Annotated in this window: 15 protein-coding genes; 7 read left to right on the forward strand and 8 right to left on the reverse strand. The window is 71.1% G+C overall.

Features of this window, described 5'->3' with window-relative positions; translation table 11 throughout:
• The first annotated feature begins 83 nt into the window (after positions 1–83).
• Positions 84–2,171 carry a right-handed parallel beta-helix repeat-containing protein gene (locus P696_RS48295; protein ID WP_170026586.1) on the forward strand — a complete coding sequence of 696 codons (2,088 nt, stop codon included), beginning with the start codon at positions 84–86 and terminating at the stop codon, positions 2,169–2,171.
• Positions 2,172–2,230: 59 nt separating this feature from the next.
• Here the strand turns inward: P696_RS48295 and P696_RS0126745 are convergent, their stop codons facing one another.
• The 5 genes from P696_RS0126745 to P696_RS48310 form a co-directional block, all read right to left on the reverse strand.
• Positions 2,231–3,049 carry an LLM class F420-dependent oxidoreductase gene (locus P696_RS0126745; RefSeq protein ID WP_026414732.1) on the reverse strand — a complete coding sequence of 273 codons (819 nt, stop codon included), beginning with the start codon at positions 3,047–3,049 and terminating at the stop codon, positions 2,231–2,233.
• A gap of 182 nt (positions 3,050–3,231) precedes the next feature.
• Entirely contained in the window at positions 3,232–4,308 is a 1,077-nt protein-coding gene (mnmA, locus tag P696_RS0126750) for a tRNA 2-thiouridine(34) synthase MnmA (RefSeq protein ID WP_026414733.1), read from the reverse strand.
• 62 nt (positions 4,309–4,370) lie between these two features.
• Positions 4,371–5,150: a DUF3152 domain-containing protein gene (locus P696_RS48300; protein ID WP_245627817.1), complete on the reverse strand. Its 780-nt coding sequence runs from the start codon at positions 5,148–5,150 to the stop codon at positions 4,371–4,373.
• 184 nt (positions 5,151–5,334) lie between these two features.
• A complete protein-coding gene (locus tag P696_RS0126760) occupies positions 5,335–6,903 on the reverse strand; it encodes a multicopper oxidase family protein (RefSeq protein WP_026414734.1) in 1,569 nt (522 codons plus the stop codon).
• Positions 6,903–7,322, reverse strand: a complete 420-nt coding sequence (locus tag P696_RS48310) for a hypothetical protein (protein ID WP_157429930.1) — start codon at positions 7,320–7,322, stop codon at positions 6,903–6,905. The genes P696_RS0126760 and P696_RS48310 overlap by 1 nt, the downstream gene beginning before the upstream one ends.
• An 85-nt stretch (positions 7,323–7,407) precedes the next feature.
• Here P696_RS48310 and P696_RS48315 point away from each other — a divergent pair, with 85 nt between their 5' ends.
• Positions 7,408–7,836 carry a MarR family winged helix-turn-helix transcriptional regulator gene (locus tag P696_RS48315; protein WP_157429931.1) on the forward strand — a complete coding sequence of 143 codons (429 nt, stop codon included), beginning with the start codon at positions 7,408–7,410 and terminating at the stop codon, positions 7,834–7,836.
• Positions 7,837–7,881: 45 nt separating this feature from the next.
• On the opposite strand, the gene P696_RS0126775 is transcribed toward P696_RS48315, so the two are convergent.
• Positions 7,882–8,835 (reverse strand): hypothetical protein, encoded by a 954-nt coding sequence (locus P696_RS0126775; protein WP_026414735.1) that lies wholly within the window; start codon positions 8,833–8,835, stop codon positions 7,882–7,884.
• Positions 8,836–9,087: 252 nt separating this feature from the next.
• On the opposite strand from P696_RS0126775, the gene P696_RS48320 reads away from it, so the two are divergent.
• From P696_RS48320 to P696_RS48325, 3 genes are all read left to right on the forward strand, one after another.
• Entirely contained in the window at positions 9,088–10,077 is a 990-nt protein-coding gene (locus P696_RS48320) for a hypothetical protein (protein WP_051468212.1), read from the forward strand.
• Complete coding sequence (locus P696_RS0126785; RefSeq protein ID WP_026414736.1) at positions 10,074–10,286, forward strand: hypothetical protein; 213 nt, start codon at positions 10,074–10,076, stop codon at positions 10,284–10,286. The genes P696_RS48320 and P696_RS0126785 overlap by 4 nt, the downstream gene beginning before the upstream one ends.
• Before the next feature lie 323 nt (positions 10,287–10,609).
• A complete protein-coding gene (locus P696_RS48325; protein WP_051468213.1) occupies positions 10,610–11,647 on the forward strand; it encodes a hypothetical protein in 1,038 nt (345 codons plus the stop codon).
• A gap of 6 nt (positions 11,648–11,653) precedes the next feature.
• Here the strand turns inward: P696_RS48325 and P696_RS48330 are convergent, their stop codons facing one another.
• Entirely contained in the window at positions 11,654–12,175 is a 522-nt protein-coding gene (locus tag P696_RS48330; protein ID WP_051468214.1) for a hypothetical protein, read from the reverse strand.
• Positions 12,176–12,515: 340 nt separating this feature from the next.
• On the opposite strand from P696_RS48330, the gene P696_RS0126800 reads away from it, so the two are divergent.
• Complete coding sequence (locus P696_RS0126800) at positions 12,516–13,625, forward strand: DUF695 domain-containing protein (protein WP_026414737.1); 1,110 nt, start codon at positions 12,516–12,518, stop codon at positions 13,623–13,625.
• Between the two features lie 285 nt (positions 13,626–13,910).
• The gene (locus P696_RS0126805) at positions 13,911–14,717 is read left to right on the forward strand and encodes an acetoacetate decarboxylase (RefSeq protein WP_026414738.1); all 807 of its coding nucleotides are present in this window, start codon (positions 13,911–13,913) and stop codon (positions 14,715–14,717) included.
• Positions 14,718–15,026: 309 nt separating this feature from the next.
• On the opposite strand, the gene P696_RS0126810 is transcribed toward P696_RS0126805, so the two are convergent.
• Positions 15,027–16,202, reverse strand: coding sequence for a cysteine desulfurase family protein (locus P696_RS0126810; RefSeq protein WP_026414739.1), 1,176 nt, complete (start codon positions 16,200–16,202; stop codon positions 15,027–15,029).
• Positions 16,203–16,361: the final 159 nt, after the last annotated feature.

Consider the following 16,361-nt stretch of genomic DNA (forward strand, 5'->3'; position numbering starts at 1 on the left):
ACGGACGTGAAACCGTCTCACCAATTTCGATCACCCCTTTCGCCGCATTCGGGCCCCCCGCCGCAGCACGAAGGGAACCCTCGGTGAGCAGACCCACCCCCCGGCGTCTCCTGACGGCCTCATTGGTCACCGGCCTGGTGCTCCTGGGGCTGACCGCCCCGGCCCAGGCCCACATCGAACGCCCCTCCTACTGGCCCGATCCCAAGCCGGACTGCTCGGTCAGCCCCTGCGCGGGCGGGAAGGTGCCGACGGCCCGGACGCTGGCGTCCGCCCTGCAGACGGGCGGCCACACGAAAGTGGTGTGCCAGGCCGACTCGCTGACCCGCCTACGCGCGTCCATCGACAAGGCCCTGCGTAAGGGCTACGACATCCGGCCGCACGACCACAGGACGTTCAGCAAGGCCGAAGCGGACGCCTTGTGGAAAACCAACAAGGCGTTGTTCGCACGATGCTCGTTCCATGAGATCCAGCCTGCGGTGACGGCGTCCGGGAACAACGACCGAGTGGTCGTCCTACCGGGGATCTACACGGAACCGACGTCCCGCAAGGCGCTCTCGCACGACCCGGCCTGCAAGCAGTACGAGCTGCTGTCCGGGGCGTACTCCTACCTGGGCGAGTACAAGTGCCAGAACGACACCAACCTCATCGCCGTCATGGGCCGGACACCAGGATCCGCCAAGGATCCGGATCCGCCGCTCCTGGATAGGCACGGCATTCCCAACCTCGGCTCGTGCGTGCGCTGCAACCTGCAGATGGAGGGCTCTGGCGTCAGCGCCGACGACGTCGTCGTGGAAGCCGGGAGCGCCGCCTCCGGCAACGGCGGCCCGCGTGTCTCCGCCAAGGACGTCGGCATACGCGTCGACCGCGCGGACGGGTTCGTCCTGCGGAACATGAACGTCCGCCATGCGAACGAGCACGGGATCTACGTCCTGGAGACGGACGGCTATCTGCTCGACCGTTTCAAGGCGTTCTACTCGGGCGAGTACGGCGTCCTGACGTTCGTCGAGGACCACGGGCTCGTCCAGAACTGCGAAGCCGCCGGAAGCGGCGACTCCGGCCTCTACCCGGGCGCGGGCGCGAAGACCTCCGCCGGACGTGACACCAAGTGGTATCCGACGTTCCGCTACAGCCAGCAGATCCGCTACTGCGACTCCCACCACAACACGAGCGGCTACTCGGGGACGAACGGCTCGGCCACCCACGTCGACCACAACAACTTCTACGACAACGCGCTCGGCTTCACGACGGACGTCTTCACCGCCGCGGGTCACCCCGGCTTCCCGCAGCAGGGCGACCTGATCGAGGCCAACAACTTCTACTCCAACAACTTCAACCCGTACCTGCCCGGCTCGGACGTCTCCCCGAGCGTCCCCGTGCCGGTGGGAACGGGCCTGTGGATCGCGGGCGGCAACGACAACGTCGTCCGGCAGAACCACTTCTACGACAACTGGCGACGCGGGCCGATGCTGTTCTCGTCCCCGGACGCGGCGGTGTGCGGCGACCGGAACGACATCCCGGGCTGCAACCCGCTGACGGTCTCCACGTCCTACCGCAACAGGTTCCACGGCAACGTCATGGGCGTCTCACCCACGGGGAAGGTCGCCCCGAACGGTGTGGACTTCTGGTGGGACGCATTCCCCGGCAACACGGAGAACTGCTGGTGGAACAACATCGCGGCACCGGGCAAGAAGGTCACGTCGTCCCCGGCGGGGCTTCCCGACTGCCTCAGCGGACGCGCGCCCTGGCTCAGTTTCGGGTTCGGCAACGTGGGCAACGAACTCGAACTCCTCACCTGCATCACCCAGGACACGCGCGCGCCAGGTGGCCCCTGCCCCTGGTACACGACTCCGGCCAAGCCCGGGACCAGCACGACGTCCGCTCCCGGGAAGACCGCCGCGGCCAACGAGAACGAGGAGGACGGCAGCCTCTCGCACGTGGACTGCCTGTGGTGGAAGACCGTCTCCCCCGCGCAGCGCCAGCACATGCTGGACGTCATGCGCCAGGTGTTCGGCGCGCGCATCGGGTCGAGTGACCACGCCGCCGCCGGAGCGACGTTGACCGACGCGCAGGCCACGACCGTCTTCGGCAACGCGTGCACGCCCGCGTACGCGACGGCCTTCAAGTTGTACAAGCTCTACAACCACGCAGCCGCCTTCATGGCCAAGCGATAGCCGAGACGCCGGGGAGCCCAAGCCGAGCGGGCTCCCCGGCGCTCTTCGGCCGGTGCGTGTCAGAACAGCTTGGCCAGGCCGTCCAGGGTGCGCAGGGTCTCGTCCTCGGACGCGGTGGGGAGGTCGAACAGGATCTCGTCCACCCCCGCCGCCGTGAGCTCGGCGATGACCTCGGCCTTCGGCGGGGCGGCGAACACCGTCACCGGCAGCCGGCGTCCGGCGCGTTCCCGCAGGTCGGCGATCTGGTTCGGCAGGTCGTCGGTGCCGCGGCCGTAGATCGGCATCCAGCCGTCGCCGAACTCCACGACCCGGTCGAACGTGGTCGGGCCGGACCCGCCCAGCAGGACGGGCGGGTGCGGGTCCTGGACGGGCTTCGGGTAGGAGAACACCGGGTCGAAGTCCACGAACTCGCCGTGGAACTCCGCCTCGTCCTTCGTCCACAGCTCCTTCACCGCGAGGACGCGTTCGCGGAGCAGCCTCATGCGCGTGCGCGGGTCGGTGCCGTGGTTGCGCATCTCCTCGCGGTTCCAGCCCGCGCCGACGCCCAGGACGGCCCGTCCGTTGGAGACGTGGTCGAGCGACGCGACCTCCTTCGCCAGGATGATCGGGTCGCGCTGGACGATCAGGGCGATGCCGGTCGCGACCGTCAGGCGCTCGGTGACGGCCGCCGCCGCGGTCAGCGCCACGAACGGGTCGTACGTCCGGTAGTAGCGGCGCGGCAGCTCCGGCCCGCCCGGCCACGGCGACTCGCGGCTGACCGGGATGTGCGTGTGCTCGGCCAGGAACAGCGAGCCGAAGCCGCGCTCCTCCAGGGCCCGTCCGAGCGGGGCGGGGCCGATGCCGTCGTCGGTCACGAAGGTCGAGACGCCGAACTTCACAGGCAGGTCCTCTCACGTGGGGCGATGCCCACGGGAGCATACGGACTCGGCCCGCCCCTGCCCAGGTCCCAGACAATCCTGAATCGCGTGCGGTCCCGAACCCGGAAAGTTCCGAATCGGGGCGGTCCCGAAATCGCGGGCGGTCCGGAATCGCGGATGGTCCGGGATCGCGGCGGCATCGCTCAGGCGGGGGCGCGGACCGCCTCGGAGATCGTCGCCGAGCCCAGCACCCGGTCGCCCACGTAGAGGACGGCGGCCTGACCGGCGGCGACGCCGCGCGCCGGACGGTCCAGGCGGATGCGGACGCCGTCATCGAACGGCTCGGCCGTGCAGTCGTGGACCTCGCCGTGCGCGCGCAACTGCACCTGGCAGCCGACCGGCCCGGCCGGGGCCTCGCCCAGCCACACCGGACGCTCCGCCGTGATCTCGTGGACGTCCAGGGCCTCGCGCGGCCCGACCGTCACGGTGTTGGTCACCGGGGAGATGTCCAGGACGTAGCGGGGCTTGCCGTCCGGGGCCGGACGGCCCAGCCGCAGCCCCTTGCGCTGCCCGATCGTGTACGCGTAGGCGCCCTCGTGCTCGCCGAGCTCCTCGCCGTCGACGTCCACGATGGGGCCGGGCGCGGCGCCGAGCCGGTCGGCCAGGAACGCCTTGGTGTCGCCGTCGGCGATGAAGCAGATGTCGTGGCTGTCGGGCTTCTTGGCGATCTGGATGCCCCGCCGCTCGGCCTCGGCCCGGATGTCGGCCTTGGTGGTGTCGCCCAGCGGGAAGATCGCGCGCGACAGCTGCTCGGGCGTGCAGACGGCCAGGACGTAGGACTGGTCCTTGCCCGTGTCGACCGCGCGGCGCAGGACCGCGCCGTCCCAGCGGGCGTAGTGGCCGGTGCAGACCGCGTCGAAGCCGAGGGCGACGGCCCGGTCCAGCAGCGCCTGGAACTTGATCTTCTCGTTGCAGCGCAGGCACGGGTTGGGCGTGCGGCCCGCCGCGTACTCGCTGACGAAGTCGTCGATCACGTCGTTCTGGAAGCGTTCGGCCAGGTCCCAGACGTAGAAGGGGATGCCGATCGCGTCGGCGGCGCGGCGCGCGTCCCGCGAGTCCTCCAGGGTGCAGCAGCCGCGCGCGCCCGTCCGGTAGGACTGGGGATTGCTGGACAGGGCCATGTGGACGCCGGTGACGTCGTGTCCCATCTCGGCGGCCCGGGCGGCGGCCACGGCGGAGTCGACGCCGCCGGACATGGCGGCCAGTACGCGCAGAGTCATAACCACTCCAGCGTAAAGGCCGTCCGCCACTCCTTTATTCGGACGGAACGGTCATGCGGCGGTCATTCGGACGGGAACGGCCACGGGTTCGGGCGGCACCCGTACAGCGACTTGGTCTGCTGCACCATCGCGGGCGCGCGGCGTCCGGGGCCGGGGCACTGCTCGTGGCCGTGGCCGAGCGCGTGCCCGACCTCGTGGTTGATCACGTACTCCCGGTAGGCGGCCAGGTCGCCCTGGTACCAAGGGACACCGGTCCCCCAGCGGCGCGCGTTGATCACCGAGCGGACCCCCTGCCGGCAGGACAGTTCCCCGCCGGTGACCAGGGGCGCGCACAGCCGGTCGGTCAGGGTGGGGCTGGACAGCGCGACCCGGAACGAGACCGGGCCGTGGTCGACGCGGACGAACCGCATCCGGCCGCCGTGGCCCCAGCTCCGCGGGTCGTTCAGCACCCGGTGCACGCTCTTGGCGAAGTCGGTGAGCTCGAACGGCAGGCCGCGCTCCATCTCCACGACGTACCGGACGGTCGTGCCCCGCGCGCCCGCCGGGGCCTGGGCCGTCCCCTTGGCGACGGCGTACCGGCCGCTTCCGGACTCCGGGACGCGGACGGTCGGCGGCTGGGCCCGTCCGTTCACCATGCGGAGCCGTTTGTTGCCCGGACTCCTCGACGGTGCCGGAGCGCCGTCCGGGGCCGCCGACTTCGACGGCCCGGACAGGCCGGACGGCCCTGACGGGCGGGCCGAGGACCCGGGCGAGCCCCGGTGCGTCTCCACGGTCCACCCGGCCGCCACCACGGCCGTCAGCGTGGCGACGGCCCCCGCCGTCGCCAGTACGCGCTTCCGCACGCGTTCCCCCGAACGTGATCTCGTTTGATGATCACCGGACCTGATCTCTCCCCGATGATCGCCGCTCAGGGTAACGCCAAAGAAAATTGGCCGGACACTTACTCCTTCGTGAAGCCGGTGACCCGCTCGTGAGCAGGGTCACTCCCTGATGGAAGGGGCGCTCCCCACGGAGTCGGCTACCCGGCTACTCGGTCGTGAAGTCGGCCATCATGGCCATGTCCTCGTGCTCGAGGTTGTGGCAGTGGAAGACGAACCCGCCCGGGTAGTCGGTGAACCGCACCGCGACCTCGGCGAGCTCGGCCGGACGCAGGTCCATCGTGTCCTTCCAGCCGTGGTCGTACGGGCCGAGACCGCGCGTGCCGCGCCCGACGACCTGGAAGGCGTCCAGGTGCAGGTGGATCGGGTGGTGGAGGTCGGTCACGAACCGCCACCGCTCCAGCTGCCCGAGCCTCGGCCGCGCCAGCGGCCTGCCGGGCTCGTAGTCGCGGCCGTTGATCTGCCAGCTGTTCCCCTTCTTCTGCAGCGTGAACGTCCTGGTCACCACCGCCTTCGCCGGGTCGAGCCGGGGGATCTTCGACAGGTGGGCCGGGACGGTGGAATCCTCGCGCGGAGCCTTGGCCGAGGACGACACGTCGAACGCCATGACCTCGCGCGTCCGGCCGTCCTCCAGCAGGTTCACCAGCCGCACGCGCGTGCCCGGACGGTAGCGGGCGAAGTCCACGACCACGTCGAACCGCTCCGCCGGGGCGGCGTCGATGCCGTCGTGCGCGATCGGCCTGGACAGCAGCCCGCCGTCCGAGCCGATCTGCACCATGCCCTTGCCGCCGGGCGGCGGCGGGTCGAGCGCGAGCCGGTAGTTGCGGGCGTTCGAGGCGTTCAGCAGCCGCAGCCGGTAGCGCAGCCGCTGGACGGGGTGCACCGGCCACGGCACGCCGTTGACCAGGATGACGTCCCCGAGGACGCCGTTCATGTGGGCCGCGTGGACGCCGGGCACGTGCTCCAGCGTCCGGTCGATGGACGGGTAGCTGAACGAGCCGTCCGCGGCGAACGACCGGTCGGTGATCATCAGCGGGAGGTCGCGGTCGCCGCGCGGCAGCGGAAGGCGGTCCTCCTCCTCGTCGTGGACGAGGTGGAAACCGGCCAGCCCGCGCCACACGCTCGCGCCGGTGAAGCCCATGCGGTGGTCGTGGTACCAGAGCGTCGCGGCCCGCTGGTCCATCGGATAGGTGTAGTCGCGGCTGCCCATGACGGGCTTGCCGGGCATGGGGTGGCCGCCCATCGCCATGGTCGGCTTCCCGCCCGCGGGCAGGATCTCGTCGCCCGGGTAGCCGTCGCTGTCGTGCGGCGTGTGCCCGCCGTGCAGGTGGACGACCACGGGCCGCGGCAGCCGGTTCGTGTGCCTGACCACCGCGCGGCGTCCGGAGCGGGACACGATCGTCGGCCCCGGGAACGTTCCGCCGTAGGTCCAGGCCGTCGTCTTCACGTCCGGCAGGATGTCCAGGTCGGCGGCGCGCTGCACGATCTCGTAGTAGTCGGTCGTCGCGTCCGTGCGCGTGGGCTTGAGGACGGGCGGCAGCCGCAACGGACGCTCGAACGGCTTGGGCAGCGCGCGCTTGCTCGCCAGCAGGCGGCCGGGCTGCGCGGTGCCGAGGTACTTCGCCCCGCCGAGCGCCACCGCTCCCGCGCCGGCGCCCACGGCGAGCCCGGCCCCGATGAAGCCGCGCCGCGACAGCGATCGCCGGTCGCCCGCCATCACACGACCTCCGAGACGCGCTCGTCCCTGGACGGGGCGCTGCCCGCGGAACCGGCCTGGAAGGCGAGGCGGATCAGCGTGGTCGCGCCGACCATCAGGGCCACGCCCAGCGGGATGTGCACGGCGAGCACCCGCCCGAACCCGAGCATCATCTGGACGATCTCGAGGACGACCATCACCGCGGCCGGGCCGATCGGCCGTGCCGGCCCGCCGCCCGGACGCCAGAGCAGCACGGCGGCGGCCACCGCCAGCATCCCGATGAGGATGGTGAACATGGCGTTGGCGCTGTGCATGCTCAGCGCGCCGTAGCCACCGGACAGGAAGCGGCCCGCGAAGACCGCTTGGAGGAACACCAGCAGGGCCTGCAGGATGGCCGCCACCCGGAAGAGCAGCACGGTCCATCGCTTGGGTCGTCGCATCGACACAACACCAATTTCATGTGAGATGGTCTCAGATGAATCTATCTCATCTGAAACTATCCCATCTGGTCTAGACTAGGAATTCGTGACGAACAATCCGGAAGGCCCGCCCGTAGGGATGCTCCTGCGCATGGCCCACGTCCGCGCGCGGGAGGTCTTCACCGAGGCGCTCCGGCCGCTGGGCCTGAAGAGCTTCCACTACGGCGCGCTGGCGGTGCTGATCCAGAAGGGTCCGTGCAGCCAGCGGCGGCTCTCCGAGAGCATGTCCACGGACAAGTCCACGATGGTCCGCCTGGTGGACGACCTGGAGCGCATGGGGCTGATCACCCGGACGCCCGTCCCGACCGACCGCCGCACGCAGTCGATCACCCTCACCGACAAGGGCCGCGAGGTCTTCGCCAAGGCGGACGAGGTCGCCGCGGCGACCCACGACTACCTTCTCGAGGACTTCAGCGACGACGAGCGCCGCGTCCTGTGGGAACTCCTCGTCCGCTTCACGAAGTACGACATGTGACGACAGCGACCCGCCGGGGTTCGGACCTCGGCGGCCCGGTGAACGTCAGGTCAGGAAGCCGCCGAGGCTGCGGTTCTGCGAGACGGCGGTGTCGAAGGCGAGCGGGCAGGCCAGGGTGAGGGTCTTGAACGGCTCGGGCAGCTGGACGTGCTGGCGCAGGACGTACCGGTCGGAGCCGGTGAACGCCTGGGCGAGCAGGTCGCCGAACCCCTCGCTCGCGCGCCGGAACAGGGCCAGCTCGTTCTCGCCGTTGTCCTTGACGCGACCGCCGAGGAGTTCGTAGTAGCCGATCTGCCGGTCGTAGGCGTCCAGGAGCTCCCAGCCGCGCAGCGCACGTTTCCGCAGGTAGCCGATGGGCTGGTTGTGCGGGGACAGGATGTGCATCTTGGGCGTGTGCGCGAACCCGTACGGCTTGTAGAACGAGAACAGCGGCATGCCGTCCGGGCGCATGATGCTCAGGCGGCGCTCGGCGTTGTTCTGCGTCCCCTGGTTGAGCGCGCGGAACACCTTGCGCGCGCCGTTGACGCCCTCCTCACGGACGTACGCGGCGGGCCGTCCGTCCGCCGACCAGATCGTGTAGTTCGCCTCGACCGAGAAGAACCCCTGTGGCTGGTCGTAGACGAGCAGCGACTCGGCGTAGAGGTCGGCTGGCGGGCCGGGCTGCGGCGGCCCCTGCTGGTACGCCTGCTGCGGATACCCCGGCTGCGGATAGGGCTGCTGCTGATACTGCTGCGGAGGCGCGGGCGGAGGCGCGGCGAGCTGCGGAGGCGCAGGGTACGGCGGCGCAGGCTGCGCGTATCCCGGATGCGGATGCGAAGGGGCCGGATGCGGAGGGGCCGGATGCGGAGGGGCCGGCTGGACGAATCCCGGGTGCGGCTGAGGCTGCGGCGCGTACGGCTGAGCCGGATTCCCGGGACGCGGCGCGTAGGGCTGCGCCGGGTGGCCCTGCTGAAGCGGCGCGAACCGGGGATCCCTGGGGGGCGTGGGGGGATGGCTCATGAGGGCTCCTCGTCACAGAACAAACGCACTCTAGTGACCCAGACCCCGCACGAGAACGCCTTTCCCGCCGCCTTCAGGCCGGTCCCGGCCGCCGGAGACACCCTCCAGTGCCAGGAGCCCCTGCCCGGTGTCGCTTCACTGACGAAGCGTGACGTACCAAAAAAAAATCTGTCCCAGATGACCGGAAAGCCCCTGTTCAAGGGCCGTTCCGTCCTGCCACGATCACCTTGACCGTGATCACAGGGGAGACGCTTGGACGACGAGAAGACGCTGCGGCTGGTGATCGACCCCGCCCTGCCGCAGGAGATCCGGAAGATCCTGCTCAGCGATCCCACGATGCTGGCCCCGGCGTCCGGCTCGCCCCCGTCTCCGCCGCGACGCGGTGGACGGTCGGCGAAGCTGATGGGGACGGCCTTCGGGATGGCGACCGCCAGTGGATTCCTGCCGATCGTGGGCGCGCCCATCCTTCTGGGGATGATGGTCGGACTGCCCATGGGGATCGTCGCGCAGGCCGGGCTCGGTCTTGTCTGGTGGCACCAGGGGTTCTGGACGTTCATGCAGGTGGAGGTCGCCCTGCAGTTCCTCCTGTTCGTCCTGCTCATCGTGTTCGGCGTCTGGGAGGACGAGCGGGCCGAGGCCGCCCGCGTCTACCACGGCCGCTACTTCCTGCAGGCCGACTTCGCCGAGGACGACCGGCGGTGGCTGGGGGCGTCCATGGCCGGGACGATGCTTCGCGCGCAGAAGGCCATCGACACCGTCCAGGAGTCAAAGGTCAAGGCCGCCGGGCTGCTCGATGACGCCCCGGACGAGATCACCCTTCCCTGGCAGGAGTGGGAGATCGCGCAGTCGCTGGCCGAGCTGTCCCGGGTCGGACGGCAGTTGGCCTCCGCCGCCCAGGGCGTGGAGGACAGCGAGCGTGTGAAGGCCGCGACCGCGTCGCAGCGGAAGGCGCTCCAAGCGTCGGTCGCCGCGGTGACCGAGCGGGTGGAGGCGCTGGAGCGGTACGCCGAACGCACCCACGCCGCCGACATCGCCTACCGCGAATGGCAGGCCCTGCAAGAGCTCGCGGAGTTCGACGACGACGCCATCGAGGTGCTCGCCCGATCCGTCCGGGACGAGCTGGCGGTCGACGAGATCGACGACCTCGCCGACCAGACCGGCCTCGCGACCCTGCGCACCAGCCTTCGCGAAGCGCACCTGGCAAGGAACGTACTGGCCGAACACACCGGAGGAACGGCATGAAGACCGAAGACCCTCGCTCCGGAAGCAGCACGCCGGGCAAGATGTCCGTCCCCCCGTCCTCCCGCCGGCGCATGCTGCCGGCGGATCCCATCGCCCGATCGACCCTCGACGCCCTGGCCGCGCTGGGCGGCCTGCTGCTGTTCCCCGAATTGGCGCTCGGCGCGATCCTCCTCCTCGTCCTGGTCCCCGTCGGAGGCAGCGCGCGCTGATCGCGAAGGGTGCGGGCGTCGACGCCGGCACCGGCTCGCCTTCGGCCGCCATGGAGCACGTCCGGAGAGTGGTACCCATGCCCCGTATGTGTTCCTTGACCGAGGGTGACATACCGGAAAATCTGCCATAGATGGCTGGAAAAGCACTGTTCAAGGCCTGTTTGTCCCTGCCACGATCCCCCTGATCGTGAACACCCGGGGGGACGGTTGGACAACGCAGCGAAGACACTGTGGCCAGTGTTCGATCCCGACCCGCCGCAGGACGCCCGGACGTCAACACCGTCTGGACCGTTGTTCACCGAGCAGGTGTGAGGAGTACTGACATGAGCATGCGGAACGCGAGGCGTGGGACACCGCTGGGGCGGTTCCCTGCGGGCCTGGGCGCGTTCGGCGTCCTCCTGCCGCTGGCGCTCGCCGGGTGCGGCTCGTCCGACGAGGAGCCGAAGCGGGGCACGGAGGAGGTCGACGTGACCTTCGTGGTCACCGGGGACCGCCGCACCGCGGACGTGAGCTTCGCGTTGAAGGGCGCCGTGACGAACCTGGACTCCGTTGCCCTTCCGCTGCGCAAAACGATCCGGATGCCCGAGAACGGCGACCTGTCGATCAGGGCGGAGAACGTCTCCGACAACGGCCCCGGGACCGTCACCTGCACCGTCGTGGTCGGTGAACGCGTGATCAGCCAGAACTCGGGATTCGGCTCGAGCGGCACGGCGAACTGCTCGGATGTCACCCCGACCGACCCCACCGTCCCGGGGGCCAAGATCCCGGCGCAGGGCAACGGAACGCTGCCGGGCGAGAGCCGCCTGACCCGGACGGTCCGCGTCAAGCGCTATCCCGGGCAAGGCTCGCCGACCGCGGGGCGGGTCAGCGACGCCGATTCGCGCCTGTCCTACATGTCGTTCGGCGGAACCTGGGGCAACAGCCGCACGGTCGATCCGATGTTGCAGGGGTTCACGCGCAAGCAGTCGTTCGAGAGCGAGGCCAAGTGGGAGGCCCTCATCGCCTCGGGCCTGCTCAAGAGCGAACTCATGGCGGACGCGGGCGCCAAGGGCCAGAATCGGCTGCGGAACCTCGCCGGGGCCATGCAGGACTACCGCCAGAGAATCGGCATCGGCAGCTCGGCGCGGGGCCGCGACGTCGCGTCCCAGCCGATCGTCGTGAGCGGCCGCAAGGGCTGGGTGATCGTCCGCGAGGTCCGGTTCAACGAGGAGAAGGTCCAGGCGAAGCTGGACCTGATGGCGGTCGCCGTGGTCGACACCGGCCTTCCCCGCCCCGCGTTCCTCTTCGTCGACATCCCCGAGACCCACAAGCGCCTCTGGCCGGACGTCAACACCGTGATCGGCTCGCTCCGCGTCAAGTGAGAGTGGTCAGGCGGACGGACCGGCGTGACCGGACGGACCGGACGGACCGGACGCGGGCGGGAAGTAGAGGTTCACCTTGCCGCGCATGTAGGACTGGAACGCGGCTCCCCACAGGCGGAAGCCGCGGAACGCGAGGGCTTCGCCGCTCTGCAGGTCGACGACCACGGGACGGGCGAGGGCGGCGAAGCCTCCGAGCTTGAGGCGGTACGGCTTGGACACGAGGAGCCGGGTCTCGTCGTCCACAGTGTCGGCGACGAGCGCCGGGACGGTCAGGACGCCGGACTGCAGGCCGCGCATCTGGCCGTACCGCTGCTTGGCCAGGCCGACGCTCGCCTGGACGTACCGGTCGACGACCGCCGGGCTCGCGTTCTCCACCCGCGCGACCGTGGTGACCAGGTGCAGCTTGTTCGCCATCCGCCAGTTCGACCGGTAGCCGACGAGGGCCGGGTACTGCCCCACGTACTCGTCGCTCAGCGCGCAGCCGTCGGCTTCCATGCGACGCCGGACCTCGGCGATGTAATCGTCCATGAACCCCTCCTGTGAAAGGCCACGCGGAACGGCTGGAATGGCCGGAGCGGTCGGACGGTCACAGCTGTTCGCGATGGTGGCGGAAGCGTAGACGTGGGCCGGCGCGCGCCGGAAGCATCAGGCCGCAGAAGTTCACCTACGGAACGTCACAGCGGCCGGGCCCTTTCCCGCGTTCAGGAGTTCAGGAATCCAGGAGCGCGAACGTGGAGTTGAGGGCGCGCGCGGACGTCGGCAGGGGTGGGCGGGTCGTGGATGACGAGACGGACGGGGGCTCGCGTAGGGTTGCGGAGCGGGCTCTTCCGGGCCCGGCCATGCGATCTGAGACAGGAAGAGACGACTGGTGGGAATCTTCCGCCGCCCGCGTGAGACGCCGTCCGCCGTGAGCCCGGCGATCAGCGAGTTCTGGGAGTGGTGGGCGCAGGCGCGCCCGGACCTGGAGGGGTCGCTGTCGGCCGTGCCCGACACGCCCGAGGCGCTGCTGGCGGAGGCCCCCGCGAACGGGGACGCCGAGCCGGAGATCCCCGCCGGGCTGTCGGCGGAGATCATGGAGGAACTGTCCCGGAGGGTCGCGCGGATCCACTCCGAGCTGCAGTGGGAGATCGGCGGCATGGAGGGCCGGGCGCCGTCGCTGACGGTGTCCGGAGCCGGTGACCCGGAGCTGCGCGGGCTCGCCGAGCGCTGGTACCGCGCCGCGCCCCAGGGGGAGGCGGCGGGCGGCTGGGAGTTCCATCCGGCGCGTCCGGCCGATCCGGAGATGCTCGGCCAGGAGCTGCAGCTCGGCGACCACGACTTCGACCTGGAGTACGTCCGGTTCGGGATGCGGGCCGACCAGTTCCGCGGCCGGGTCGACATCACCGCCTACCACCCCGACTTCCTGTTCGTCTCCGAGGAGCACCAGGTCGCGGTCGCGTTCCACGTGCTGCACTGGGCGCTCGGCGAGGACGACGTGGCGCGCTGGATCGGCGAGGTGACGATCTCCGCCGAGGAGCCGGTCGACTCGCTGCCCCCGGCCGTGCTGCCCGCCGTCGTCGAGCAGATCGTCGAGGACTTCCGCGAGCCGACCTGGCTGTCCGGCGAGGGCCGCACCCCGCGCGGGCACCCCGCGCAGTTCGGCATCCGCTTCCCGGTGCACCGGCAGGACCACCCGCTCGCCGACCTGCACGTCGAGGTGTCGGTCCCCTACCAGCACGCCAACCCGGACCGGCTGCCCGTCGAGCCGTCCGCGTCCGCGCTGCGCAAGTTCGAGAAGAAGCTCGACGCCCTCCCGGACGCGGTGCTGGTCGTCCGGCAGACCGGGGACGGCCTGCGCGTCTTCCACCTGTACGCCGACCCCGACTCGGGCGTCCTCGCCGAGCTCGACCAGCTCACCGCCGGGTGGGCGGAGGGCAAGGCCAAGGTCGCCTCCACGAACGACCCCGGCTGGCGCGCCCTCGCCCCCTTCCAGCCCTGACCTTCGTCGCGCCCGAAGCGGCCCACGCCGCCCCTCACGCCGAGTCGTCCTTCACGGACGTACTTCGCTGAGGGGCTGGCGGGGGCCGTTTCACATTTCCGGCCGACGATGCCCGCTCGCCCGCCGCCCAAGCCGTGCCCCAGCACCTTCGCCGCGCGATGTTTCACGTGCGGTGTTTCACGGGCCGTCCGGGCGGAGAACCTACCTTTAGCAGCTGGTGACGCTATGTGACGGTTCGTGTTCATCGGGCGGGACGCAAACGCGGCCGCGTTTCAAGGAGTGCTCATGAAACCGGAAGATCCGCTGCGCGCCCCGGACCCGCCGCTCGCCGCACCGCCGTACCCGCCGCGAGCCACCCGGTTCGTCGGCCGCGAGTACCTCAACATCGTCTACCGCAGCGATCCGGACGCGCTCCGCGCCGCCGTCCCGGAACCCCTGGAGGTCGCCGAGCCCCTCGTCCGGTTCGAGGTCATGCGCATGGACGACGTGGACGGCCTCGGCCCCCGCACCGAGGCGGGCCAGGTGATCGCCGTCCGGTTCGGCGGCGAGGACGGCGAGTACCTGCACGCCGTGTACCTGGACGCCAGGCACCCAGACGGCGGACACCTGGACGGCGGGCATCTGGACGGCGGCGGCAGCGCCGTCCTCGCCGGACGCGAGCCGCCGCCACACCCCGAGAACCTCGGCACGCCCCGGCTGCTGGTCGAGGAGGACACGCTCGTCGGGACCCTCGACCACGGCGCCCAGCGGGTCGCGACCGCGACGATGCCCTACAGGTACGCGCCGATGAACGCCGACGAGGCGCGCGACCAGATCACCGTCCCGACGTTCATGGTCAGGACCGTGCTCGGCGCGGACGGGCCGAGCACCTGCGCGCTCGTCCGGACGCGGATCACCGACGTCACGGTCAAGCAGGCGTGGCGGGGTCCGGCCCGGCTCCAGCTGTTCGAGCACGTGATGGCGCCGCTCGCCGACCTGCCCGTCCTGGAGATCGTCTCGGCGTCACACGTCCTGACCGGCCTGACGCTCACCCGCGCCGTGCCCGTCCACGACTACCTCGCGACCCGCGCGGCCTCCCCCAACCCAGGCTGAAGAGCCCCGCCGAAGCCGACTAGGGCGTGTCTCGAAGTCGGCGCCCGTGGCGAGCGGCGTCCGGGTGCGTGCATCGTGGGGGCGGAGGAGGGAGTCGGCCCGGGTTTGGCCGTCGACCGACGACAACCCCGCGAGGTGCGTGCCTGGGCGTCGCGCAGTAGGGCAGGTGACTTCGAGACACGCCCTAGGCGCGAAGAAACGCCGATGGCCAAGGCCAACGCAGGACGAGGGAAACGTCGTCAGCTGAGCCAACGCGGCTCGGCGCGAAGAATCGCCGCCAGCGAGAGCAGCGCGGCGCGGGGAGCGCCGTCAGCTGAGGCCGGCGCGGCGGGCGCGTTCGACGACGGGCGGGAGGGCCTCGGCGAGGGCGTCCACGTCGGCGTCGGTGGACGTGTGGCCGAGGGTGAAGCGCAGCGACCCGCGCGCGCGTTCGGGGGTCGCGCCCATCGCGAGCAGGACGTGGCTCGGCTGCGCGACTCCGGCCGAGCAGGCCGATCCGGTCGAGCAGGCGATGCCGCGCGCGTCCAGCAGCATGAGGAGGGCGTCGCCCTCGCAGCCGGGGAACGAGAAGTGCGCGTTGCCGGGCAGCCGGTCGGACGGGTCGCCGTTCAGGACGGCGTCCGGGACGGCGTCGAGGACGGCCGCGATCAGCCGGTCGCGGAGGACGGTGAGCCGGGCCGCCTCGTCCGCGCGGCGCTCGGCGGCGATCCGGGCCGCGGCGGCGAACCCGGCGATGGCGGGCGTGTCGAGGGTGCCGGAGCGGACGTCCCGCTCCTGCCCGCCGCCGTGCAGCACCGGGACGGGGTCGACCCCGCCGGACTTCCCGGGCTTGCCGAGCAGCAGCGCGCCGACGCCGATCGGCCCGCCCAGCTTGTGCCCGGACAGGGTCAGCGCGTGCGCGCCGGACGCGGCGAAGTCGACCGGCAGGTGCCCGGCGGCCTGGACGGCGTCGGTGTGGAAGGGGACGCCGTGCTCGCGCGCGACCGCGGCCAGCTCCGCCACCGGCTGGACGGTCCCGACCTCGTTGTTCGCCCACATCACGGTGACCAGGGCGACGTCGTCGCCGGCGCCGATCATCTCGCGCAGCGTCTCCGGCCGGATCCGGCCGGACTCGTCGCACGGGATCCACTCGACCTTCGCGCCCTCGTGGCCCGCGAGCCACTGGACGGTGTCGAGGACGGCATGGTGCTCGACCGCCCCGGCGAGCACCCGGGTGCGGGCCGGGTCGGCGGCCCGGCGGGCCCAGTACAGACCCTTCACCGCGAGGTTGTCGGCCTCGGTGCCGCCGGAGGTGAACACCACCTCGCTCGGCCGCGCGCCGAACGCCTCGGCGAGGATCTCGCGGGACTCCTCCACCACCCGGCGGGCCCGGCGGCCCGCGGCGTGCAGGGACGAGGGGTTGCCCAGCTCGGCCAGCTCGGCCGTCATCGCCGCGATCGCCTCGGGGAGCATGGGGGTCGTCGCCGCATGGTCCAGATAGGTCACCACGCGCCCCAGGTTATCCGCGCGCGGGCCCGGCGTTATCCGCGCGCGGCCCCGGCCCCGTCCCGGCCCGGACACTCCGTGGACCACTCTGCGAAACCTGCGGAGTGACCGTGGTCACAGCGGAATATTTACGCTCCAGATGTGATTTTTACGGAAGAT

The sequence above is a fragment of the Actinomadura oligospora ATCC 43269 genome (assembly GCF_000518265.1).
GTDB lineage: Bacteria > Actinomycetota > Actinomycetes > Streptosporangiales > Streptosporangiaceae > Spirillospora > Spirillospora oligospora.

What these genes read in the sequence shown, in the direction of transcription:
- mnmA (WP_026414733.1), bottom strand. Translation starts at nt 4,308, where the DNA reads ATGACTCTGCGCGTACTGGCCGCCATGTCCGGCGGCGTCGACTCCGCC.
- P696_RS0126760 (WP_026414734.1), bottom strand. Translation starts at nt 6,903, where the DNA reads ATGGCGGGCGACCGGCGATCGCTGTCGCGGCGCGGCTTCATCGGGGCC.
- P696_RS48310 (WP_157429930.1), bottom strand. Translation starts at nt 7,322, where the DNA reads ATGCGACGACCCAAGCGATGGACCGTGCTGCTCTTCCGGGTGGCGGCC.
- P696_RS0126775 (WP_026414735.1), bottom strand. Translation starts at nt 8,835, where the DNA reads ATGAGCCATCCCCCCACGCCCCCCAGGGATCCCCGGTTCGCGCCGCTT.
- P696_RS0126785 (WP_026414736.1), top strand. Translation starts at nt 10,074, where the DNA reads ATGAAGACCGAAGACCCTCGCTCCGGAAGCAGCACGCCGGGCAAGATG.
- P696_RS48325 (WP_051468213.1), top strand. Translation starts at nt 10,610, where the DNA reads ATGAGCATGCGGAACGCGAGGCGTGGGACACCGCTGGGGCGGTTCCCT.
- P696_RS48330 (WP_051468214.1), bottom strand. Translation starts at nt 12,175, where the DNA reads ATGGACGATTACATCGCCGAGGTCCGGCGTCGCATGGAAGCCGACGGC.
- P696_RS0126805 (WP_026414738.1), top strand. Translation starts at nt 13,911, where the DNA reads ATGAAACCGGAAGATCCGCTGCGCGCCCCGGACCCGCCGCTCGCCGCA.